Origin of the sequence: Solimonas variicoloris DSM 15731 (assembly GCF_000382285.1) — a bacterium.
In the GTDB taxonomy this organism is placed as follows: domain Bacteria; phylum Pseudomonadota; class Gammaproteobacteria; order Nevskiales; family Nevskiaceae; genus Solimonas; species Solimonas variicoloris.
This window is the reverse complement of sequence record NZ_KB907928.1, coordinates 131,730-154,995: the sequence shown is the minus strand read 5'-3', so window position 1 is coordinate 154,995 and position 23,266 is coordinate 131,730. Positions and strand designations below refer to the sequence as shown.

Sequence of the window (23,266 nt, the reverse complement as noted above, 5' to 3'; positions counted from 1 at the left end):
ATTCGCTATCCTCGCCGCCCTGACCGCTGCTGACCCCTCATGAAGCGCTTGTCCCGACCGCGGGGCTGGAGCAACTGGTCCGGCTCCGTCCGCTGCGAACCGAACTGGTGCTCCGAGCCGGTCACGCTCGAAGAGATCCAGTCCGAGGTGCTGCGCGCCGCCGAAGAGGGCGAGCGCCTGCGCGTGATCGGCGGCGGCGCTTCGTTCGCGCCGCTGTGCTGGACCGACGACAACCACATGTCGCTGCGCCGCTTCACCGGTATCGAAGCGGCCGACGTGCAGCGCAATCGCGTCTGGGTCCGCGCCGGCACGCGCCTCGGCCGCCTCTACGAAATGCTGGCCGAGCGCGATCTCGCGCTCGAGAACGGCCCGTCGATCGACTGGCCGACGATCGGCGGCGCGATCGCCACCGCCGCGCACGGCAGCGGCATGGCCTGCGGCAACCTGTCGAGCTTCGTCACCGGCCTGCGCCTGGTGCTCGCCGACGGCTCGGTGCGCGTCTGCTCGCGCGAGCGCGAACCGGCGCTGTTCGACGCCGCGCGCGTGTCGCTCGGCGCCCTCGGCGTCGTCACCCACGTCGAGCTGCAGTGCGTCGACCACTACCGGCTGCGCATGAGCTCGCGGCGCGCCAGCTTCGGCGAAACCGTCACACGTCTGACCGAGCTGCGCCGCGACCATCGCAACCTCGAGCTGCACTGGTTCCCGTACGCCAATATCGTGCGCCAGCGCTTCGGTGACGAAACGCGCGAGTTCCCCGACCGTCCGCTCGGCCGGCAGGCCCTGCGCGGCCTGTTCTACGACCAGGTGGTGATGCGCAGCATGCGCACGCTGGCGCGCCGCTCGCCGCAGGCCGCCGAGTACGCCGGCAAGCTGCTCGCCGCACGCATTCCCGCCGAGAACATCGTGCTCGGCGCCGAGCACGCCTATCGCCTGCCGCGCCGCACGCGCGTGCAGCAGCTGGAGTACGCGATCCCGATCGAGCACGCCGGCGAGACGCTGCGCCAGCTCGAACGCGTGGTTCGCGCGCTCGACTTCCGCGTGCACGTGCCGGTCGAGATCCGCTTCGTGCGCCGCGACGACGCCTGGCTGTCGCCGCAGTACGAGCGCGACAGCGTCTGCATCACCCTGCCCGCCTACCGCGACCGCCCGCACAGCGACTACTACGCAGCCGCCACCGAGCTGTTCGACCGCGTCGACGGCCGCCCGCACTGGGCGTCGGCGCACGACAAGACCGTTGTCGAGCTGCGCACGCTGTACCCACGCTTCGACGACTTCTGCCGGCTGCGCGCCGAGCTGGATCCGCGCGGCCTCTTTCTCAACCCGCACCTCGCCCGGCTGTTCGGCGCGAGCCTGCGCTGAACCCGAATATGACGCATCAACGCCCGCTGTCCCCCCGTGCACGCTACGAGCATGACCTCCAGCGCGAAGACTTCGCGCACGACGAGGCCCAGTCGCGCGCGATCGACGCTCTGCAGAACGTCTACGAACGCCTGGTCGACACGCCACCGCGCCGCTGGTTCCGCCGGCAGTCGTGGACACCGGTCAAGGGCCTCTACATGTGGGGCGGCGTCGGCCGCGGCAAGACGTATCTGATGGATACGTTCTGCGACGCGCTGCCGTTCGCGAGCAAGCTGCGCACGCACTTCCACCGCTTCATGCTCGACGTGCACCAACGCCGCAAGCGTTATCCCGACGAGCGCGATCCGCTCAAGCTAGTCGCCGAGGAATACGCGAGCGAAGTCCGCGTGCTGTGCTTCGACGAATTCTTCGTCTCCGACATCGCCGACGCGATGATCCTCGGACGCCTGTTCGAGAACCTGTTCGCGCTCGGCGTGACGCTGGTCACGACCAGCAACATCCCGCCGGAACGGCTCTACGAGAACGGCCTGCAGCGCGCCAACTTCCTGCCGTTCATCGGCATCCTCAAGCGCCACGTCGACGCCCTCAACGTCGACGGCGGCGTCGATTACCGTCTGCGTACGCTGACCCACGCCGACATCTACCGCTGGCCCTGCGACGAGGCCTGCGAACAGGCGCTGCAGAAGTGGTTCACCGCCATCGCCCACGGCGAAGGCCGCGCCGATCCGGACCTGCGCATCAACGATCGCGTGATCCACGCCCGCCGCGAGCTCGACGGCGTCATCTGGTTCGACTTCGACGAGCTCTGCGAAGGCCCGCGCGGCGCCGCCGATTACATCGAGATCGGCCGCACGCATCACACCGTGCTGATCTCGCGCGTGCCGCAGATGAACGCGTTCCGCGAAGACGCGGCGCGCCGCTTCATCAACCTCGTCGACGAGTTCTACGACCGCGGCGTCAAGCTGCTGCTCGCCGCCGACGTCGCGCTCGACGAACTCTATCGCGGCGAGAAATCGCGCTTCGAGTTTCAGCGGACGCTGTCGCGCCTCACCGAGATGCAGTCCGAGGAATATCTGGCCAAGGAACATCTGGCCTGAGCCGGCGCCCGAGCACGCGTCCGTTCGCGGCGGCTCCCGCACCCGCTGCTGCGCAGACACCGTGTCGCCGCCGCGCGCTGTCGCGCCTCACCGAGATGCAGTCCGGGGAATATCTGGTCAAGGAACATCTGGCCTGAGCCGGCGCCCGAGCACGCGTCCGTTCGCTGCGCGCCGGCGTGCAACGCATCCGGTTTCAGCGCAGGACGGGACCCCGGACCCATTCGTCGATGGCCACCGTATCGGCAAAGGCCTGTTCGAACTCCGCCAGCGCTGCCGGGACGTTAGCGCAACCGGTGTAGTGGGCGATCGTATGGATCCTGCCGCCCTCGTCGAACTCCAGACTGATCTGCGGCATGTCCGTGGTGTATGTGCCGCACGCTTTCGTGCCCGGGGTGACATCCCCCACCGTCGCGAATAGCTGTCTCGCCTTCATGCCCAGCGCCGCGACGCCGGCAACGTCGACCTGCTTCTGCTGGACGCCGGGCGCGGCAACGAAGCGGTCGCCGACAAACTCGACACGTCCGTCGGAGCCCACGGTAACGCGATAGATGGGACAGCGGCCGTAGCAGGGACCGCGCCGCATGCCGATCTTGAACGAGGGCCCCGCCGCCAGGGCCTCGGCGCCGTTGCCGGCCTGCGCCAGCTCGCTGCCCGGGATGGCGGGGACCATCTGCCCGGCGTGCAGCGGTTGCAGCGCAGGATCACTGTTCGCGGAGAGCTCCGCAGGACGTTCGGCGTTGCGCATTTCCGCACCCTGGTGGCGCACATGGCCGCAGCTCGCCAGCGACAGCGCGAGTGCCACGGCAAGGCCGGCAAACCTGGCGTTCATAAAAAAATCGCACGCGGAGGAAAGTCCTCCGCGTGCGAGCATACCGCGTACAGCGTGCCGAGACTTAGTGCAGCTTGCGGCGACGACGCAGCAGCGCCAGCGGCGCCAGCAGCAGCACCATCCATCCCATCGCGCCGCCACCGCCCGACTTGCCGCTGGACACCGTCTTCGAGGACGTGACTTCCGTCGTATCGGTCAGCACGCGGCCGTCCGGCGTCTCCGCCGTCAGCTTGAACGTGTAGTAACCGGCCGTCGTGACGCCGAAGCTGGGCGTCGGCGAAGTCGGGTCGTCCAGACTGACCGCAGGTCCGGAAGTCTGCGTCCACTGGTACGTGAGGCCGCCGAGCGTGTAGCCACTGCCATGCAGCGTCACCGACGCCGGCGCCAGCACGTGCTGGTCCGGGCCCGCATCGACGCTCGCGGCGCACTCGCCAGTGTTGTCGCTGACCACCGAGAACGGCGAGTTGTTGATGCCCGTGAAGGCGATGTTGTCCACCAGCCAACCGACGTCGCCGCTCGACTGGTCCGAGCGCTCACGGAAACGGATCTGCACTGCGTGACCTGCCAGCTTGGTCCCGAAGTCGATCGCCGTCGACACGAACGCGCCGTTGCGGTAGACGAAGGCCGGGCGCCAATCGGCCGGATCGCTCGCGCCATTGAAGACCAGAGCCTTGCCGTTGTATCCCGCACCGGTCGTCACGGTGCCGCCGACATCCTCCGAGGTCAGCGCGTCTTCCCATGGACCACCATCGACACTGATCTCGATGACGGCGCCGTCGTAACCGACGATCGTGCCATCCTGCAGCTGGCCCGCCACTTCGAGCTGGAAGCGATGCTGGAAGCTCAGGGTGAACGGCTGCGCCCCCACCTGGAGCGTCGGCGAGGTGAGCGTCAGGTCGGAGATGCCATCGTTATCGGGCGCGTACCAGATGTTGCCGGTGTGCAGCAATCCATCGTACGCATCCGTGATCTGCCAGCCCGGCAGGTTCTCGTAGCCGGGCAGCGGCGTGCCTTCGAGATCGGCCACGGTCCAGTCGTGCAGCGACGCCAGCGGCGCTTCCATATTGTCGCTGCGGCCGCCGGCGCCGAGGTCGTAGTTGACCGCCAGTTCGAACTCGGCCGTATCCGGACGGCCGATGCCGTCGTCCGTTTCCGGCTCCGGGAATTCGACGGAGAACGTCAGCGGCTCGCCCGTGCTCGCCGGGCCGTCGAGCTTGACCAGCACCGAGGCCGTCGCCGTCTGATCGAAGAGGCCCAGCGACGTGAACGTCACTTCATCGCCATCCGGCAGCGTGACGCCTTCCGGCGCAACGAGCTTGCCGGTGATCGGCGTGGTCATCATTTCGGAACCCGTGCTGCGGATCGTCAGCTTGAGTTCGACGGTCTCGCCGACATCCAGCACGTTGTCGGTATCGCAATAGCCCTCGGCATCGCTGTTATACGATGCATCGACCGCGGCGCTGTCGAAGATGAACGACGCACCATACGGCTCGAAGCTCTCGACGACGCCGGAGTTGAGATCGTCATAGCGATCCGGAGCGACGGCGCCGTAGCCCATGCCGTGCTTTGCGAACGCCTTGGCGAACAGGTCGAAATCCTGATCGTCGGTCGCCGACGCCACCGCCAGCAAGGCGTCGCGGGCTTCCAGCATCGTCGGCGCGACCGGGGTGATCTTCAGCGCCGCGATGACGTAGCTCTTCATCCGGTCCTGCGCCTCGGCGAACGTGTAGCGGCTGTCCTTCAACAGCGCCGCATACAGCTCCCAAAGCGTATTCGCCCAGATTTCGCCTGCGTTGTGGACTTCCGCATTGCCGACCGAGCCGTCGGAGTACATCACCGAACCGGTCAGGTCGGTGCCCGGCGCATAGGTGCCCGGCGGCAGGTGCACGCCCGCTTCGATGTGCTTGAAGGTCAGCGGATTCTTGGTCGAGTCCGTGCTGTAGGGCGCGCGACGGATGCCGAAGTACTGATTGTCGTCGACATAGGTGCCGGTCGAGTAAACGCCCTGCCACTGGTCGTTGCCCGGCACCATGCGGTCTTCCTCGCGGACGACCAGCATCAGCGTCGCGAAGTCCGACCAGCCCTCGCCCATGCCGCGGCCCTGCTGGTTGTACAGACCGCTCGCATCACCGATCAGGCGGTTGCTGACGTAATGGAACCACTCGTGCGCGATGATGCCGTTGTCCATCGTGCCGTCGCGCATCGGCGTTTCGTTGCGCTGCAAGCGCACGTTGACGGTCTCGCTGCCCGTGATCGCACCGCTGATGCCGGCGCCGTCGGTGTTCGACACCATCATCGACGGAATCGTGATCGACGCATCGACGCCACCGAACGACGACAGAACGCCGGCAGCATTGTTCGCGATCAGCACCGCGGCGGCGCCGGCATCCTGCGCGTTCTTCACCTTGACCGTGAAGTTGCAGGTGCCGCGCGTGACCAGCGCGATCTTGCCCGCCAGGGCGGCGGCGTTGGTCGCCGGATTGCAGGCGAGGTTCGGGCTCGCCGTGCCGTCCGAATAGATCGCGACATCCTTGGTCAGATCGAAATTGGCCGGCCCCATCGCGGCGACGCCGAATTCCTTTTCGCCGGCGATGCTGGCCGGCGAGTTGACCGTCACATGGCCCGCAATCGGCCCGGTAAACAGGTACATCTGCATGCGCGGCCGGCCGCCGTCGGCAGGCGTCGACATGTTGGCGTTGTCCGTGCCGGTGCCATCCTGGCCTTGCGCTTCGATCGCATCGCCGCCGATGCCGCCGATGCCGAAGTTGTCGTCCTGCGCGTTACCGGCGGTCTCGTCGAAGCCGTTGTGGTACCACCAGTCGTGCAGCCAGTTGTTCATGTAGAACAGATTGGCGACGGCCGCCTGGCGTTGCGTCGGCGTGGTCGGATCCGCATCCGGCGTGTAGGTATAGGCGAACGTGTTCGCCGCGCTGGCTTCGCCGCGAACATCGCTGCTGCCTTCGTCGAAGCCGTCCGCGCCGTGCGCGCCGCTGGGCAGCAGGTAATCGTTGAGGTCGAGGTAGGCGTTGACGTTGTTGCCGGTCGTCACGCTCGCGCCCGTGGGCAGCCATGGACGCACCAGGGTCGTCGGGACGATCGGCCCGTTGACCAGCGTGACGCTGTTCTGCGTCGCCGCGGCGCGCGAGAACGGCCCGTTCGGGCCCGCCGTCACCGGCTGCTTATCGTTGCCGAGCGGACCGTCGAAGGGCTGCTGGATGCCATTCGCATCCGCGTACACCTTGTAGGTGAACGCGGCGTCGTAGGCGACCTGATTGTTGCGGAACAGCACCTCGCCCGAGTCAGCTGCGACAACGAAGCCGTACTGGTCGATGGCGCCGCCATCGAACTGCTTGCCGGACAGCTCGACATAGTAGGCCGGAACCAGGCGATCCTGGGTCGGATAGAAAACTTCCTTGACGCGCGGCGCAGAGCGCATCACGTAACCGTCGGTCGACGGAATCATGTAGACGCTGTAATCGCCCGCCGCACCGGCGACCTGCAAGGCCCCCGGGGAGACGCTTCCGCCCATCTGCCGGAAGGCGATGGAAATGGCCTCGGCGGCGCTGCGGCTGAAATTGGCGCTCTTGGCTTCCTCGAGCTGGAACTTGTCCTGCGCAAAGTAGCCGGAGACCGACTTCGGCGTCAGCTGGCGATCCATGAGCACCGCAACGTGGCGGTTGAAGACATCGCGGCCGCTGACGCGCTGCTGGAACTTCGCAATCACCAGACCCTTGCCATCGTCCTGCAGGTCGGCAAGCTTGGCGTTGCGGATCGCTGAACGACCGATGCCGAGCACGGAAGCGTTGGCTTCGACAGCCGAGCGTGCCACTGACTCGGCCAGCACCGAGCGCTTGAGGGGAGAGACCGATGCTTTCTCGGCAACCTGCTTGCCGTTGGCAAGCCACAGGAACGTGTGCGCGCCGAGCTTGGCGTCGTAGTGCGACTGGAGGCCGCGCGGACCGACGTTGGCCTTCTTGGCCTTCGCTACCGCCTGGCGGGAAAGCTTGGCCTGTCCCGCCATCGACTTCGCGGTCGCGGCAGTGCCGAGCTTGTCGGAAAAGGCATCGTATTGCGGCAGTACCGTCTGTTTGCTGGCCGTGGCAGCGTAACCAGACGTCGCTACCAGCGCGCAGGCGGCAGCGGCGATCGCGGTCATTTTCATCGCGAAACTCCCATTTGGTTGACGAAGCGTCGCCGCGAAACTCCCCAACAGATTCCTCACAGCGCGGCGTAAGTTCGAGAATGCGTTCATGCCCCGTTCACGAACAACCCCGGGAAACCCCTCAGAGCCTTGACGGTGCTCCGGTCTTCATGTTTGTTGCGCTACAACATCATGAAATCCGGGGATGTGCGCGGCCGCACACCTGCCGATTTGCCCTCGCCCGAACGCTCCGCAGCCCGCCGCCGCGGCGCCGCGGGGCGCGATCAGTCCGGCCCCGCGCCGACTTTGCGCAGCTCCCGCACCGCGACCGCGAGCGTCATGAAGTCCGCCATGCCGCCGGCCTGCAGCTCCTGCAGCCGCTGGGTCGCGAACTGCAGTTTCGCCTGCTGCGCCTGCGCCCATGCCGCGAAGCGCGCTTCGGCATCTGCGCCGGGACATTGCAGGACGCGGCCGGCGATCTTGCGGTGCAGGCGATAGCTGTCCTCGCGCAGGTTGGAGCGCGCCAGCGCCTGCCACTTGCTCTGGGTCGGGAAGGCGATGATCGTCGACAGCAGCCACAGCATGCCGAGGCGGTCGCCGACGAGGAAGTAGGCACGCGCCGCCTCGCCGAGCGGCACCCCGGTGTCGCGCGCCAGCTCGATGATGTCGAGCGCACTGCCGAGCACCATGGTGTTGGCGAGCTGGTGGGCGAGCCCGACCGGCACGCCGTCGGCCAGCATGGTGGCCACGGCCTTGTCCCAGTCGGCGCGATAGCTGGGCGGCAGCAGGTCGGGACACATCGCTGCCAGACTGCCGACGCCCTCGCGGAAGCGCTCGACGGCCTCGTGCACCGGCCTGGCGGTCCAGCGATAGCTGAGCAGCCAGGTCGTGGCGTGCTTCATCAGCCCGATCGCGCGGCCGAACAGGCGCAGCTGCTGCGCGGCCGGGATGCGGCCGTCGAGTTCCTGGATCGGCAGCCAGTAGCGGTCGCCGTCGAAGATCTCGTGCGCGACCGCATAGGCCTTGACCACCTCGGCGCGCGGCACGCCGTGATCCTCGGCGAAGCGGTGTGCGAACGAAAAACCCATGCGGTTGATGACCGCGTTGGCGAGCACGGTGGCGATGATCTCGCGCCGCAGGCGATGGCCGAGCAGCGGCTCGCGGTACTGCGCGACCAGCGCACGCGGGAAGTAATCGAGCAGGTCGCGATCGAAGAACGGTTCGTCCGGCACGCCCGACTGCAGCAGCGAGTCGTACAGCGAAATCTTGCTGTACGACAGCAGCACGGCGAGCTCCGGCCGCGTCAGGCCCTTGCTGCGCGCGCGGCGCTCCTTCAGGCCCTCCTCGTCCGGCAGGAACTCGACGGCGCGATTGAGGCGGCCGTCGCGCTCGAGGGTGCGCATCACCTCGTTGTGCTCGCCGAGCTGCCCGGCGGCACCGCGCTCGATCAGGCTGATCGCCAGGCTCTGCACGTAGTTGTCGCGCAGCACCGCCGCGGCGATCTCGCCGGTCATGCCGGCGAGCAGCGGATCGCGCACCGCGCGCGTCAGCTTGCCCTCGTACATCAGGCCGTTGAGCGGAATCTTGATGTTCACCTCGCGATCCGAGGTGTGCACGCCGCCCGCGTTGTCGATGAAATCGGTATTGATGCGGCCGCCGGCGCCACCGCAACCCTGCAGCGCGTACTCGATGCGGCCGAGCTGCGTGAAGCCGAGGTTGCCGCCCTCGCCGACCACCTTGCAGCGCAGCTCGCGGCCGTTGACGCGGATCGCGTCGTTGGCGCGGTCGCCGCATTCCTGATGCGACTGCAGATGGCTCTTCACGTAGGTGCCGATGCCGCCGTTCCACAGCAGGTCGACCGGCGCCAGCAGGATCGCGCGCATCAGCTCCTGCGGCGTGACGCTGCCCTGCGTCAGGCCGAGCGCGCGCTGCGCGGCATCCGACAGCCGGATCAGCTTGGCGCTGCGCGGCCAGACCCCGCCGCCGGCCGAAATCCGCGCGCGGTCGTAGTCGTCCCAGGACGAGCGCGGCAGCGCGAACAGGCGCTCGCGTTCGGCGAAGCCGAGCTCGGCGTCGGGCTCAGGGTCGATGAAGATATGGCGATGATCGAACGCGGCGATCAGGCGGGTCTGCGGCGACAGCAGCATGCCGTTGCCGAACACGTCGCCGCTCATGTCGCCGATGCCGACGGCGGTGAACGGCTCGCGCTGGATGTCGCGCCCGGCGCGCTGCGCGCCGCTCGCGTCGGTCCACGCCAGCTCGCGGAAATGGCGCTTGACGCTCTCCCAGGCGCCGCGCGCGGTGATGCCCATCTTCTTGTGGTCGTAGCCGGCGCTGCCGCCGGAGGCGAAGGCGTCGCCGAGCCAGAAGCCGTACTCGGCGGCGAGGCCGTTGGCGATGTCGGAGAACGTGGCCGTGCCCTTGTCGGCGGCGACGACCAGATACGGATCGTCGCTGTCGTGGCGGACCACGTCCGGCGGCGGCACGATCGCATCGCCGACGCGGTTGTCGGTGATGTCGAGCAGGCCGCGCAGGAAGGTCTTGTAGCACTCGACACCCTGCTGCGCCCACACCTCGCGCTGGGCCGGATCGCCCTGCTTGACGACGAAGCCGCCCTTGGCACCGACCGGCACGATGATCGCGTTCTTGACCATCTGCGCCTTCATCAGGCCCAGCACCTCGGTGCGGAAATCCTGGCGGCGGTCGGACCAGCGCAGACCGCCGCGCGCGACGCGTCCGCCGCGCAGATGGATACCCTCGACTTCCGGCGCGTAGACGAAGATCTCGAACATCGGCAGCGGCGCCGGCAGTTCCGGAACCTTGCGCGGATCGAGCTTGATCGACACGTAGCGCTTGGCGCTTCCGTCGGCGGCCTTCTGGAAGTAGTTGGTGCGCAGCGACGCGCGCACCACCGCGGTATAGGCGCGCAGCACGCGGTCGCCGTCGAGCGTCGCCACCTTGTCGAGTGCGTCGTCGAGCGCCTGCGCGAGCTTGATCTCCTCGTCGCGACGGCGGTCGTCGGCGAGCGCCGGATCGAAGCGGGTCTCGAACAGCCGCACCAGCAGACGTGCGACCGGCGCGTACTCGGCGAGCAGCCGCTCCTGATAGTCCTGGCTGTACGGCAGGCCGGTCTGGATCAGGTACTTGGTCAGGGCGCGCAGGCAGACGACCTGGCGCGCGTCGAGGCCGGCGAGCAGCACCAGGCGATTGAGTCCGTCGTTCTCGGTCTGGTTCTGCCAGGTCTGCAGGAACGCGTGCTCGAAGTACGCGCGCTGCTGCTCGGCCGGCAGCGGGCCGGCGCCGGCCAGCGCGATCTGGAACTGCTGCACCCAGAGCACGGGGCCATCCTTCGACCGGATCTCGTGCGGGTCCTGCGAGAGCACGCGCAGCCCGAAATTCTCGAGCGTCGGCAGCACGTCCGACAGCGGCAGCGGCTGCCCCCGGCAATAGAGCTTGAGCGCCGTCACCCGCGGCGGCGTCTCGTCGCCCGATTCGACGATCAGGCGCGGCAGCACGCTCGTCGCCGCCGTCAGCTGCAGCAGGTAGCGCAGGTCGATCGCCGCCTCCTCGGCGCTCGCGGTCTCCTGGTAGGAGAGCGGGAACGCGTCGAGGAAGCGGTTCAGATGCACGTTATCGCTCAGCTTGCCGCGCGCGCAGGCATCGCGCAGCTGCTCGCGCCAGGAGCGCGTCGCCGCCAGCAGGCGATGCTCGATCTGCGCCGGCGTCGAGGTCAGCGTCGTGCCGGGCGGCGTGCGCACGATGTAATGAATGCGCGCCATGCCGTGACGCAGGAACTCAGTGTTGCGGTCCATGCCGGTGCCACCGCAAGCCGCCATCAGCTCGTTGCCGATGCGGTCGCGCAGCTCGCGCGAGTAGCGCTCGCGCGGCAGGAACACCAGGCACGAGAAGAAGCGGCCGTAGCGGTCGCGGCGCATGAACAGCTTGAGCTGGGCGCGCTCGCGCAGCGCGCGCACGCCCATGCAGATCTCGTAGAGCTCGTCCTCGTTCGACTGGAACAGCTCGTCGCGCGGCAGCTGATAGAGGATCTCGCGCAGGTACTTGCCCGAATGCGACAGCTCCGGCAGCCGCGAGCGCTGCATCACGTGCTCGGCCTTGCGTCGCATCAGCGGGATGTTGCGCGGCCGGTCGATGTAGGCATCGGCCGAGAACAGGCCGATGAAGCGCGAGGTGCCGCCGATGCTGCCGTCGGCGCGCACGCGCTTGACCGAGACCACGTCGACGAACTCGGCGTGGTGAATGTGCGAACGGAAGTTGCCCTTGGTGATGACCACCAGCCGCGAGGATTCGCTGTACTTGTCGAGTTCCTCGCGCGGCGCGATCAGCGCGTCGGCGTCGGCGTAGCGACGCCCGGCGCGGGCCAGGCCGAGCGCCGCCTCGGGCCGCGTCGCGAAGCGCGGCCGGCCGTCGTCGCCGGCGACGACGTCGGTCTCGATGTAGCCGAGGAAAGTGAAATGGCCGTCCTCGAGCCAGCGCAGGAATTCGCCGGCCTCGTGACCGTCGTCGCTGGTCGCGTCCGCGCGCAAGGCTTCGTAATGCTCGGCCAGCTCGACGGCGCGCGTGCGCATCGCCGAGAAGTCGTCGACCACGCAGCGGATGTCGTCGAGCACGCCGCCGACCGTCGCCTCCAGCGCGGTGTAGTTCGCGGCATTGGCGAAGGCCTCAAACTCGATGTGGATCATCGATTCGGCTTCGCCGTCGGCGGCCAGTTCGTCCCAGCGCTGCTCTCGGTCGCGGGCGACATGCACGATCGGATGGACCAGCCAGTCGATCGGTGCGCCGGTGTCGCGGATCGCCATGCTCAGCGAATCGACCAGGAACGGCATGTCGTCGACCACGGTCTCCAGCCGCGCCAGACCGCGGCTGTCGCGCGACGCGACATCGGCCGGCGGCAGCACCCGCACCAGTGCCTCGCCCGGCGCGCGCCGCTGCGCGAACAGGAAGTGGCGCAGCGCAGTGTCGACCAGTTCATCGGCCGAGCGCATGCGCAGCGTGTCCTGCGAGGCCATCTCGTAGTAGGCCTTGATGAAGGGCACGAAGGCGGTGCGGACATTGGCTGGCGCGCGCTCGCGGGCCAGGACCTGCAGGCGTTCCAGCAGCATCGCCTGTTCTTCGACGGCTTCCGATCTCATGCGCGCTCCTGCACGGCCGAGGGGATGATAGACACCGCTTTTTTCGGACGAGTATATGCCCGGCGCCGCGAAGCGCCTGCGGTGAAAACCCTTGGATTGCCGTCGCCTGGGTGGAAGTCAGGAGTACGCACCGAACCTTGTTCGGCCCATTGCTCGCACGCGCCTCCTTCTTCGGACGGCAGGTGTGTCCATGCACCGCTGCCGTCGGGAGCGCCGAAGCTTCTTCGGCGCTCCTCGCGGAACATCAGGCGCCGGCTTCGGCGAGATCGTGCCGGCGATTGCGCTCGATCGTGTGGCGGACCATCGCCTCGTGGTCGAAGTCCGCGTCGGCGCGCGATTTGGCGGCGGCGGCGACGAATGCGGCGCGCGCCGCGGTGCTGCGCGCCGGGATCTCGAAGGTGTCGAGCACCGGCAGCTCGGCGCCGTCGGGCAGCACTTCGAGCGCGTCGTTCTCGACGCCGTAGGTCGTACCGCGAATGGTCGTGCCGTCGACGACGAATTCGGTGAAGCCGTGCCGCAGCAGGGCGATCGCCGACCAGTCCGAGCGATTGACGACCAGTTCGTACAGCGACTGCCCACCGCCGCCCTGCGTGACCTGCACGTAGCCGCCGTCGCGCGGACGGCCGTAGCCCATCGGTTGCGAGCGCTCGTAGATATGGTCGTGGCCGACCGCGAGCAGGTCGACGCCGTGCCGCAGCAGGATGTTCTCCTCGAGCGCGACCAGCGTGAAGTTGGCCGGATCGCGGCCTTCGCAGCTGGTCCAGATCGTGTAGTGCTGCACGAAGACGATGAAGTCGATCGCGCCGGCGGCGCGACGGCGCGCGGCGTCGGCGAGATCCGACTCCAGCCACGCCAGCTCGGCGAGCAGCGCCCCCGCATCGGCGAGATCGCCGACCAGCGAACCGCCGGTGCTGAAGCAGAAGTGCACGTTGCCGTAGTCGAAGCTGTAGTAGGTGTTCTGGCCGGGCTGCGTCATGCGCGTGCGATAACCGTCGCCGCCGCCGTCCTTGGCCTCGTGATTGCCCGGGCAGGTCATCAGCGGCACGCGCGCGGCGAGCGGCTCGAGCATGTCGAAGTACTGATCCCAGACCGGCTGCTCGCCGTTGGCGTACGACAGATCGCCGGCGATGATCGTGAAGTCCGGCGCGCGCTGCTGCACGCGCGCGACCACCGCGCGGCTGGCATCGGACATCGCGTGATCGCCGAAGTGGCAGAAGCGGAAGCCCTCGGCCGGCGCTGCCGGCAGCACGTGCACCGCCGACCAGCCGCCGGCTTCGGAACCGACGCGGTAGCGCAGCGCCCTGGCCGGATCGAGGCCGCTCGCCGTGGCCGTGTGCGTCAGCGCGTCGACGCCGTAGGTCGCCTGTGCGCGGCCTTCGGCGCGCGACGGAAACGCCGCGCTGGCGATCTCGCAGTCGCTCATGCCGGCCTCGACCGGGCCGTACTCGATGACGCTGCCCGGATCGCTGCTGCCGTCGGTGAACCAGGTCAGCGTCCGCGTCGTGCGCGGATCGCCGGTCCAGCTCGCGTGCAGGCCGCGCGGCGGCTGCGTCCCCGCGGTCGAGACCGGCGTCGCGCAGCCGGCACCGGCGGCGTCGCCGTCGCTGCCGCCGCAGCCGGGCAGCGCGCCGAACAGCGGCGGCAGCAGCAGCGCGGGCGTGGACTTGAGCAGGGTGCGGCGGGTAATCACGGCAATTCTCCGGCGGTGACGCCCGTCGGCAGCTCGGCGCCGTCGCGGACGTAAAGAGGCAGGGTTTCGAGGTCGATCAGTTCGAGACGCGTCTGCGGACCTTCGTGGACCGCGCCGCTCCAGAAGTCGCGCCAGCGGCCGGCCGGCAGATAGACGCGGCGCGTGCTCAGCGGCAGGCCGCTGGCCAGCGTCGTCGCCGGCGCGACCAGCAGGTCGTCGCCGAACAGGTATTCGTCGTCGGCCGCCACCGCGTCGGCATCGTCGGGATACGCGTACGGCAGCGGCCGCACGATCGGCGTGCCGTCGGCGATCGTGCGCCGCGCGGCGGCGGCGATGTACGGCACGAGACGATCATGCAGCGTCGCGTAGCGGCGGTAGACCGTCACCGCGCGCGCGCTGACCCACCACGGCGGCACCGGCGTCTGCATGATCGGCGACAGCGCGCCGAGCTGCGTCCAGCGGATATAGGTCGCCTCGGTCGGCGGCAGCAGCGGAATGCCGCCGGCCGCCTCGCCCAGGTCCTGGCGCGCGCCGGCATAGCCGCCGATGTCCGAACCGTTGAACGCGAAGCCCGACACCGACAGCGACAGCAGCGAGCGCAGCGCCTGCGTCAGCCCCAGCTCGCCGAGCAGGCTGGTGTTGTCGGCCGCCCAGTGGCCGGCCCATTGCGCCGAACCGTTCCAGCCGCCGCGCGCGAAGATCGCGAAATCGCCGGACGGACGCGCGGCGGCGAAGGCGTCGTAGATCGCCTTGTGATAAAGCCCGACGTAGGCGTTGTGATTGAGCCGGTTCGGCAGGCCGTTGGCCCAGACCGAATCGTCGGAGAGGTCTTCCTCGCCGCGGTCGACCTTGACGCCGTCGACGCCGCGCGCGATCAGCCGGCGCAGACCGTCGCGCCACCAGGCGTAGGCGGCGGCGTTGGTGAAATCCAGATGCGTGTCGATGCCGCGCGTCGGGTAGTAGGTCGCGTCGTTGCCGTCGGCGCGCGTGCCGGTGACCGTCCAGCCGTTCTGCGTCGCCAGCGTCTGCGCGTCGCCCGACACGAATGGCGACAGCCAGACCATGAAGCGCACGCCCTTATCGTGCACCTCGCGAATCAGCGCGTCCGCGTCGTCGAAGCGCGCCGGATCGAAATCGAAGCTCGCCTTGCCGGCGTCCCAGGGGTTGTCGAGCCAGACCGCGCCGAGCGGGATGTCGCGCTCGATCATGCCGTCGACCAGCTTGCGCACGCTCTCGGTGCTGGTGTCCGAGTCCTGCCAGACCATCGGCCGCCACATCCAGTCGGGCGGCGTCCACTGCGGACGGCCGACGCGCGCGGTGTGCGCGGACAGCATCTGCGCCGGCGTGCCGCGGTAGTAGACGAGGTCGAGCGCGTCGTCCTCGATCGTCGCGCGCACCGCATCGTCGCGCTCGCTGCGGCGCGCGAAGACGATCTCGCCGCGCGCGTCCGAGGCCAGCGCCGCGCCCCAGCCGCAGGGGCACCAGAAGAACGGCGCGGCGATCTCGTTGGTCGAGCCTTCGCGGTTGGCGCCCGGACCGTGGCTGATCCACAGCGGCAGTGCCGTATTGCGCAGATTGAAGCCGGAAAAACGCTGGCCGCCGCCGAACCAGGAATCGCCCTCGTCCGCCTGCCAGACCGTCGACACGGCGGTGACGCCGGCCGCCTGCGGCGCGTAGCGCAAACGCAGCGTGCCGTCGTCGGCGAAGCGCAGCGTCAGCGTCGCGCCGGCGCCGTCGTCGGTCTGCACCGCGACGATCGCCTCGCGCCCCTGCAGCGTCACCGCCGTCGGCCGCAGCGCCGCATGCCAGGTCTCGCCCGCCAGATAGGCGAACGGCTGGTCGGTGATCGTCGGCAGGCCCGGATAGGCCTTGTCGATGCCGTCCTGCTTGTCGTTGAAGCGTGCGTAGTCCGGATTGCTCATCACGCCCGACGGCGCCGCATCGACCGTCAGCTCCGCGCCGTCCGCGTCGCGCCAGCGCAGCCGCCACTGCGCACGGTCCAGCTCGACGACGCTGCGGCCGTCGCCGATCGCGTACTGCGTCGCGCTTTCCTGCAGCGTCAGCGGCGATGCGCCGCCGCGGTCGCCGGACGCCCCGCCGCAGGCGACGAGCACGAACGGGAGAAGGACGCCGGCCAGCAACGGCGACGGACGCGAAGATGACATGAACGAGATCCCCGATAGACCGCCGGCCCGCTCGTGAAAAGGCGCCGGCCGGAACGCAAGCGCGACACCATGGCCGCCGCCGCGATTGCAACGAACCTCCTTTGCAGTGGCGTGAAGGAATCGTGAAACCGCTACGCGGCGCCGGCGACAGGGCCCGATTTACCAGCCGCCGCTCGTGATATCGGCGCCGCGTGGCCGACACCTCTTCGACCTGCGGTCGAGCCACTCGAGGGACTACACCGCTCGCGTCCGGCAGCGTACGCTGCGCTGCGCCGCCGGCATCGGCGCGCGATCAGCAGGAGGGCCCGTGAACGACCACGAACCGCGCCAGGACCGGCTGGCGGCCAGGAACGGCCGCCTCCGCGGCGCGCCGTACGGGGCGGCCGCGATCGTGTTCTCGCTGATCGCCAGCGCCGCGCTCATCGGCTGGCACGTGTACAAAAAGAGTGGCGGCGCAAGCGCCAGCTACGTCGTTGGCGTGACCTTCGCGCTGGTCATGGCGCTCCTCGTCACCGGGCATTTCACGCGCCGCGACGGCGCCTCCGGATACGGCGGCCATGCCGAAGACCCGCCGCCTTCGGCGAAGGAGCTGCTGGATCTCGTCGCGAAGGCCCGCGATGACCAGCCGAAGGAAAAGTAAGGCAGCGCCGCAAAGCACAGGCCCGCGCCCGTCAAGCGCGTCTAGTCCGTGACCGGCGTCAGCAGTCGTCCGTCGCGGAAATACGCACGCAGATTGGCGATCGTCAGATCGGCCATCGCCTGCCGCGTCTCGCGCGTGGCGCTGCCGATGTGCGGCAGCAGCACGACGTTGTCGAGCGCCAGCAGGGCCTCAGGCACCTGCGGCTCGTGCGCATAGACATCGAGCGCGGCGCCGGCGATGCGGCGTTCGACGAGGGCCGCGACCAGCGCGGCTTCGTCGACGACGCTGCCACGCGCGACGTTGACGAGGAAGGCCTGCGGCGGCAATGCGGCGATCACCTCGCGCGACACCAGATGCCGGGTCTGCGCACCGCCGGCCGCGGCGATCACGAGGAAATCACTGTCCGCGGCCAGCGCCTGCGGCGTCGCGTGATAGGCATACGGCACGTCGGCCTGCGGCCGGCGGCCGTGGTAGGCGATGCGCATGCCGAAACCCTCGCCGCGCCGCGCGATCGCACGGCCGATGCGGCCGAGTCCGACGATGCCGAGCCGCTTGCCGCTGACGCGCGTCTGCAGCGGAAACCGGCGGCCGGCGGCCCAGTCGCCGCGGCGCACGAAGCGCTCGGCGGCCGAAACGCCGCGCGCGACATCGAGCAGCGCCGCCCAGGCGAGGTCGGCCGTGCAGTCGGTGAGCACATCCGGCGTGTTGCTGAACACGATGCCGCGGGCGCGGATCGCGGCGACGTCGAGCGCGTCGTAGCCGACGCCGAAGTTCGCGATGACGCGCAGGTTCGGCAGGCGCGCCAGCAGCGCCGCGTCGACCGGCCCCCAGACCGAGGTGACCAGCCCGACGAAGCCGGCGCCCTGCGCGGCGAGGAAAGCGTCGGCGTCGGCCTGCCGCCACAGCGGCGCCAGATCGAACTCGGCGTCGAGCGCCGCCTCCAGCGACCGCATCAGGCGGCCGACCTGCAGGACGCGCGGCCGCGCGCCGGTCGCTAGTCCTTCTTCTTGAGACGCTTGAGCTCGTGCAGCTCGCGGATCGGGCACTGTTGCGAGAACCCCATGTTGCGCGTGATCAGCTTGTCGAAGCGCGTGACTTCGCCGCCCATCGCGGTGAAGCCGATCGCCGTCGCCGAAGACAGGTCATTGCACGGCCCGAGCACGGTGACGAGATAGTCGCGACTGAGGCCGGCGCTGAAAACGACGTGCTCGTCGTCGATGTAGCCCCAGCCGTCGATGGTCCAGTTGATGATGCGGTCGACCGGCTTGCCGAGTGCGTAGCCCTTGTCGCCGAGCTTCTGCTCGAGCGTCTTCGGCTTCTGTCCGGGCGGACTGGAGGCGCAGGCCCCGAGCAGGACGGCAACGATGCCGGCCACGACGGCGGCCTTCAGGCGGATGCGCTGCATGGCGAAACTCCGGCCGCGCGGGGGGCGCGGCAACGCCCCGGACTTTGCCATTGGCCGGCGCCGCTGACCAGCGCCTCAGCGGGACGGCGCATCGGCGGGCAGCGCCCGCGCGACGATCGCCGCGCGAATCTGCCGCAGCTTGGCCTTGACCAGTGTTTCGTTGTCGGGGCCGAGGCGAATGATCGCCTTCTGGCCGAACGACAGCGCCTCGAGCTGCGGATCGGCGTACTGGTAGAGCACCTTCGGCTGCGTCAGCGCGATCGGCCCGTCGACGCTCGGCGTCGCCAGCAGATGATCGAGGACTTCGAGCAGGCGCGTGTTGAAGTCGCGCTGGCCGTAGCCCAGCTCGCCGTAGGCGCGCTGGAACAGCGGGTAGTAACGGAAATAGAAACCCACCAGACGCTCGGGGTCGACGCTGCGCACCAGCGTCATCAGCGCCGCGTAGCGCTGCGCGTTGGCGGCGCCGAGCACGAGCCGGCCGTCGCGCTGCTCGACGATCGGCACGCCGGCGACGTGGCGCGCCGGGCGCTGCGGCAGCGGCACGCCGTCGCGGTCGAGGTTGTCGATGAACACCACCCAGCGGCGCACGATCTGGTTCGGAATCAGCCAGGCCTCGAGCGGCTGGCGACCGACGAGGCCTTCCAGTTCGCCGCGCACGGCGCCGTCGCTGCCGGCCAGCTCGGGCAGCACGAAGCCGGGCGCCGTCGCGCCGGGGTCGGGTACGCGGTAGGCCGGTGCCGCTTCCGCCGGGGCCGACGGCGGCGTGGCCGCAGGTTCCGGCACGATCGACGACAGCGCTTCGTCCGGCAGCCGATCGCGCCCGTAGTGGTACCAGAGAATGCCGCCGACACCGGCGGCGACGACGACCGCGATCAGGATGCTGCGGGCCTGGCTCATGGCGCTCCTTCCGATCCGTGGAGCATCGAGTGTCCCACGTCCGCGCGCGACGGCCCACCGCCTCCCCCGCTCGGATGAGTTGAGCCCGGCGACCCTTTGCTACAAGAGCCCGATCCGCGGCGCCCGATGCCGCCTGCCGACAGGAAGTCCCGTGAGCACCGTCCATCCCACGCTCGACATGCGCGCAACGCCGACGCTGCGCGGCCTGCCGCTGATCGGCAGCCTGATCCCGATGGCCCGGGACCCGGCCAAATTCTTCCTCGACTGCTATCGCCGCTTCGGGCCGGTGGTGCGCATGAAGGTGCTCGGCCAGCCGTACGTGCTGATCGCCGGCGTCGAAGCCGCCAATTTCATGGGCACGCGCGAAGGCAAGGAATGCCTGCGCTCGAAGGAGTTCTGGCAGGGCCTGGTCGAGGAATACGGCGCGACCCAGGTGCTGCCCGGCACCGACGGCGAGGCGCACAAGAAGCTGCGCGACGTCATGCGCCACGGCTACTCGAAGGAATCGATCCAGGGCCGCTACAACGAACTGATCGCGATCACCGACGGCTCGCTGCAGCGCGACTGGCCGGTCGGCAAGAAGGTGCCGGTGGTCGAGGCGATGCAGTACATGGTCGTCGACCAGCTCGGCACCATCCTGACCGGCGCCGCACCGCTCGAATACGTCAAGGACATCCGCATCACCATCCTGCACATCCTCAACGTGCTGGTGACGCGCCAGCGGCCGAAGATCCTGCTCAAGCGGCCGCAGTACAAAAAGGCCAAGGCGCGCGTCTACGAACTCGGCGAGAAGATGATCGCCGCCGCCAAGGCGCGCGTCGGCAAGATCAAGGACGAGGAGCGCAACCTGATCGACGACGTCATGCAGGCGCATCTCGACACGCCCGAGGTAATGCCGGCCTCGGATCTGATCGTGACGCTGACCGGCCCCTACGTGGCCGGCCTCGACACCGTCGCCAACACCACGGCGGCGATCGTCTACACCGTGCTCAAGCACCCGGACGTGCTCGCGCGCGTGCAGGCCGAGGTCGACGCGCTGTTCGCCGGAGGCACGATCGAGGAAGAGGATCTGCTCAAGCGCATTCCGTCGCTGCAGGGCGCGATCATGGAAACCATGCGCCTGTATCCGATCGCCGTCGCGCAGATGCGCACCGCGACCCGCGACTTCGTCTTCGCCGGCCACCAGATCCGCGCCGGCGAGATGATCTACGTCGGCACTTCGGTCCCGCACTTCATGGGCGAGTACTGGCCGGATCCGGAGAAGTTCGACATCGACCGCTACGCCAAGCCGCGCGCCGAGCACATGCAGCCCGGCGTCTACTCGCCGTACGGCCGCGGTCCGCACACCTGCCTGGGCAAGAGCCTCGCCGAAATCCAGATCGCGCTGTCGATGGCGCGCCTGTTCTACAAGCTCGATCTCGAGCTCGACCCGCCGGGCTACGTGCTGAAGACCAAGACCGCGCCGACGCCCGGCCCGGCCATGGACTTCAAGGTGCGCGTCAAGGGCCTGCGCCACTGAGCCGGCGCGGCGTGCGCAAGCGGCGCGCGCTGCCGCGCCGGCCGCGCAGCTCGATCCACAGATAGAGCAGAAAGCCAGGCGCCAGCGGCCCGATGTAATAGACGCCGCGGAACGCCAGCAAGGCCGCAAGCAGATCGTGCTCGGCGACGCGGCTGCCGAGCAGTGCGAAGAACACCGCCTCGAGTACGCCGATGCCGCCCGGCACGTGCGTCACCGCGCCGGCGACGCTGCTGAGCAGGAACACCGACAGCACCGCCGCGAAGCCGACATGCTCCGGCAGCAGCACCCAGATCGTGGTGGCGATCGCCAGCCAGTTCAGCGACGACAGCGTGATCTGCGCGCAGGCCAGCCGCAGCGTCGGCAGCCGGAACTCGTGCCCGCGCAGCGACAGCGTGCGGTCGTGCCAGCGCGCGCAGAGCGCGACGTATGCGCTCAGCAGCGCCAGCATGCCGACGCCGAGCAGCTGCAGGCCGGTGGTGCCGAGCTCCCAGCCCTCCGGCAGTCGCACGCAGCGCAGCGCGAACACGGTGCCGCCGAGCAGGAAGTATCCGCTCCAGTTCGTCACCAGACTCAGCGCGATGATCCGCGCGATGGTCTGCGCCTCGACGCCCGAACGCGAGTACAGCCGGTAGCGAAAGCCGACGCTGCCGATCAGCGAGCCCAGATTGAGATTGAAGGCATAGCTGACCCAGGCGATCGCGAACTGGCGCGGACGTGACATGCGTGCGCCGAGCGTGTCGGGCAGATAGCTGCGCGCGAACCAGTCAAAGGCGGCGTAGATCGCATAGCTCGCAAGCGCCAGGCCCGCCGCCGCGAGCAGCGTCGACACCGGCATGCCGCGCAGCGACTCACCGACCTGATCCCAGGCGATGGTGCGGGCGCGCGTCGCGATCATCCCGACGACGAGCGCGAAAAACACAAGCGTCAGCAGCTGGCCGAGCCGTCGCCAGTGCGGGTGTTGCGCGAAACCTCGGTGGCCGTGATCGTCCATGCGCGGAGCGGCGTGCGAAGACCTTTCCATGCTGGCGCCGCGCGGTGAACGGCGGCTGAAATCGCCGGCGCCCTGGCGCGGCGCGGAAGCGCATGGCCCGGCCACGGCTCTACACCGGCATGAAGATCATCATCGGCATTTCGGGCTGGCGCTACCCGCCCTGGCGCGGCGTCTTCTACCCGGCGGCGCTGCCGCAGGCCGAGGAGCTCGCATACGCGTCGCGGCAGTTCGGCGGCATCGAACTGAACGGCTCGTTCCATTCGCTGCAGCGGCCCGCGTACTACGCCGGTCGGTCCGCGCAGACGCCGCCGGGCTTCGTGTTCGCGGTCGAGGGCAGCCGCTTCATCAGCCATCGGCCGCGCCTGCGCGACGGCCGGCAGGCGCTCGCGAACTTTCTCGCGTCGGGGGGGCTTCAATCTGCGCGAGAAGCTCGGCCCCTTCCTCTGGCAGCTGCCGCCGAGCGCACGCCGGCTGGCGGGCCGCCGGATTGCGACTTAGCATGCGCGCCGGTTCTTCATGCGGCCGGCAGCGTGCGCCTCAACAAGTACATCAGCGAAACCGGACTGTGCTCGCGGCGCGAGGCCGACGCGCTGATCGCGGCCGGCCGCGTGACGATCAACGGCAAGCCGGTCGAGCTCGGCCAGCAGGTCGGCGAGGCCGACGAGGTGCGCGTCGACGGCAGGCCGGTGCAGGGCCGCGTGCGCGGCGCCGAGCACACGACGCGCCGTGTCTACATCGCGCTGAACAAGCCGGTCGGCATCACCTGCACGACCGAGCGCCACGTCGCCGGCAACATCATCGATTTCATCGGCCACCCGCAGCGCATCTTCCCGATCGGCCGCCTCGACAAGGACTCCGACGGCCTGATCCTGCTGACCAGCAACGGCGACATCGTCAACGAGATCCTGCGCTCCGAGAACAACCACGAGAAGGAATACCTGGTCACCATCGACCGCCCGGTGACGCCGGAATTCATCGCCGGCATGGCCGGCGGCGTGCATCTGCCGGAGCTGAACGCGACGACCAAGCGCTGCCGCGTCGAGAAGATCGCCGGCAACACCTTCCGCATCGTGCTCACGCAGGGGCTGAACCGGCAGATCCGCCGCATGTGCGAAGTGTTCGGCTGCAAGGTCCGGCGCCTGCAGCGCGTGCGCATCGTCAACGTCCGCCTCGGCGCCCTCAAGACCGGCCAGTGGCGCGATCTGAGCGAAGCCGAATTGCGCGGATTGTTGCCCGGGCGCACGATCTGGTGAGGTCCGGACGGGCTTTACGGGCCGCAAGCGAGTAGAATCGCCGCCCTTTTGGCGGGCCCTAGCCGCCTTCGCGGGATCGGCGCAACTTCGCGCCGCCGCAGTCAGCCGGCCGCAGCACTGGCCACCGAGG

General features: G+C 69.0%; 14 protein-coding genes and 1 pseudogene. 6 read left to right on the top strand and 9 right to left on the bottom strand.

Annotated features, from left to right (window positions below):
* Positions 1-48 precede the first annotated feature (48 nt).
* Both H149_RS0106950 and zapE read left to right on the top strand, forming a co-directional pair.
* Positions 49-1,359: a D-arabinono-1,4-lactone oxidase gene (locus H149_RS0106950; protein WP_169518321.1), complete on the top strand. Its 1,311-nt coding sequence runs from the start codon at positions 49-51 to the stop codon at positions 1,357-1,359.
* Positions 1,360-1,385: 26 nt separating this feature from the next.
* A complete protein-coding gene (gene zapE / locus H149_RS0106945; RefSeq protein ID WP_026352946.1) occupies positions 1,386-2,456 on the top strand; it encodes a cell division protein ZapE in 1,071 nt (356 codons plus the stop codon).
* A 193-nt stretch (positions 2,457-2,649) separates the two neighbouring features.
* Here zapE and H149_RS0106940 read toward each other — a convergent pair whose 3' ends face one another.
* The 5 genes from H149_RS0106940 to H149_RS0106920 all read right to left on the bottom strand — a co-directional run bounded on the left by H149_RS0106940 (position 2,650) and on the right by H149_RS0106920 (position 16,431).
* Complete coding sequence (locus tag H149_RS0106940; protein WP_020649022.1) at positions 2,650-3,285, bottom strand: DUF6438 domain-containing protein; 636 nt, start codon at positions 3,283-3,285, stop codon at positions 2,650-2,652.
* Positions 3,286-3,349: 64 nt separating this feature from the next.
* On the bottom strand, positions 3,350-7,447 hold the full coding sequence (locus tag H149_RS24195; protein WP_020649021.1) for a M36 family metallopeptidase: 4,098 nt from the start codon (positions 7,445-7,447) through the stop codon (positions 3,350-3,352).
* A 263-nt stretch (positions 7,448-7,710) separates the two neighbouring features.
* A complete protein-coding gene (locus H149_RS0106930) occupies positions 7,711-12,576 on the bottom strand; it encodes an NAD-glutamate dehydrogenase (protein WP_020649020.1) in 4,866 nt (1,621 codons plus the stop codon).
* A gap of 244 nt (positions 12,577-12,820) precedes the next feature.
* Entirely contained in the window at positions 12,821-14,266 is a 1,446-nt protein-coding gene (locus H149_RS0106925; RefSeq protein WP_020649019.1) for a purple acid phosphatase family protein, read from the bottom strand.
* The gene (locus H149_RS0106920; RefSeq protein ID WP_083930857.1) at positions 14,263-16,431 is read right to left on the bottom strand and encodes a TIM-barrel domain-containing protein; all 2,169 of its coding nucleotides are present in this window, start codon (positions 16,429-16,431) and stop codon (positions 14,263-14,265) included. Before H149_RS0106920 ends, H149_RS0106925 begins: the two co-directional genes overlap by 4 nt.
* A 307-nt stretch (positions 16,432-16,738) precedes the next feature.
* Here H149_RS0106920 and H149_RS0106915 point away from each other — a divergent pair, with 307 nt between their 5' ends.
* A complete protein-coding gene (locus tag H149_RS0106915; protein ID WP_020649017.1) occupies positions 16,739-17,071 on the top strand; it encodes a hypothetical protein in 333 nt (110 codons plus the stop codon).
* A 41-nt stretch (positions 17,072-17,112) separates the two neighbouring features.
* On the opposite strand, the gene H149_RS0106910 is transcribed toward H149_RS0106915, so the two are convergent.
* The 3 genes from H149_RS0106910 to H149_RS20080 all read right to left on the bottom strand — a co-directional run bounded on the left by H149_RS0106910 (position 17,113) and on the right by H149_RS20080 (position 19,373).
* A complete protein-coding gene (locus tag H149_RS0106910) occupies positions 17,113-18,024 on the bottom strand; it encodes a 2-hydroxyacid dehydrogenase (protein ID WP_020649016.1) in 912 nt (303 codons plus the stop codon).
* 41 nt (positions 18,025-18,065) lie between these two features.
* Positions 18,066-18,476, bottom strand: a complete 411-nt coding sequence (locus H149_RS0106905; RefSeq protein ID WP_020649015.1) for a DUF6491 family protein — start codon at positions 18,474-18,476, stop codon at positions 18,066-18,068.
* Between the two features lie 75 nt (positions 18,477-18,551).
* Positions 18,552-19,373: a DUF3014 domain-containing protein gene (locus H149_RS20080; protein WP_020649014.1), complete on the bottom strand. Its 822-nt coding sequence runs from the start codon at positions 19,371-19,373 to the stop codon at positions 18,552-18,554.
* A 151-nt stretch (positions 19,374-19,524) separates the two neighbouring features.
* Between H149_RS20080 and H149_RS0106895 the strand changes: the two genes are divergently transcribed.
* A complete protein-coding gene (locus tag H149_RS0106895) occupies positions 19,525-20,892 on the top strand; it encodes a cytochrome P450 (protein ID WP_020649013.1) in 1,368 nt (455 codons plus the stop codon).
* Here H149_RS0106895 and H149_RS0106890 read toward each other — a convergent pair.
* The gene (locus tag H149_RS0106890) at positions 20,873-21,913 is read right to left on the bottom strand and encodes a lysylphosphatidylglycerol synthase transmembrane domain-containing protein (protein ID WP_026352943.1); all 1,041 of its coding nucleotides are present in this window, start codon (positions 21,911-21,913) and stop codon (positions 20,873-20,875) included. The two genes, H149_RS0106895 and H149_RS0106890, sit on opposite strands and share 20 nt — an antisense overlap.
* A gap of 89 nt (positions 21,914-22,002) precedes the next feature.
* On the opposite strand from H149_RS0106890, the pseudogene H149_RS24340 reads away from it, so the two are divergent.
* Together H149_RS24340 and H149_RS24335 are read left to right on the top strand one after the other, a co-directional pair.
* Positions 22,003-22,351: pseudogene (locus H149_RS24340) on the top strand (DUF72 domain-containing protein); the annotation flags it as partial.
* Positions 22,352-22,413: 62 nt separating this feature from the next.
* Positions 22,414-23,136, top strand: a complete 723-nt coding sequence (locus tag H149_RS24335; protein ID WP_026352942.1) for a pseudouridine synthase — start codon at positions 22,414-22,416, stop codon at positions 23,134-23,136.
* Positions 23,137-23,266: the final 130 nt, after the last annotated feature.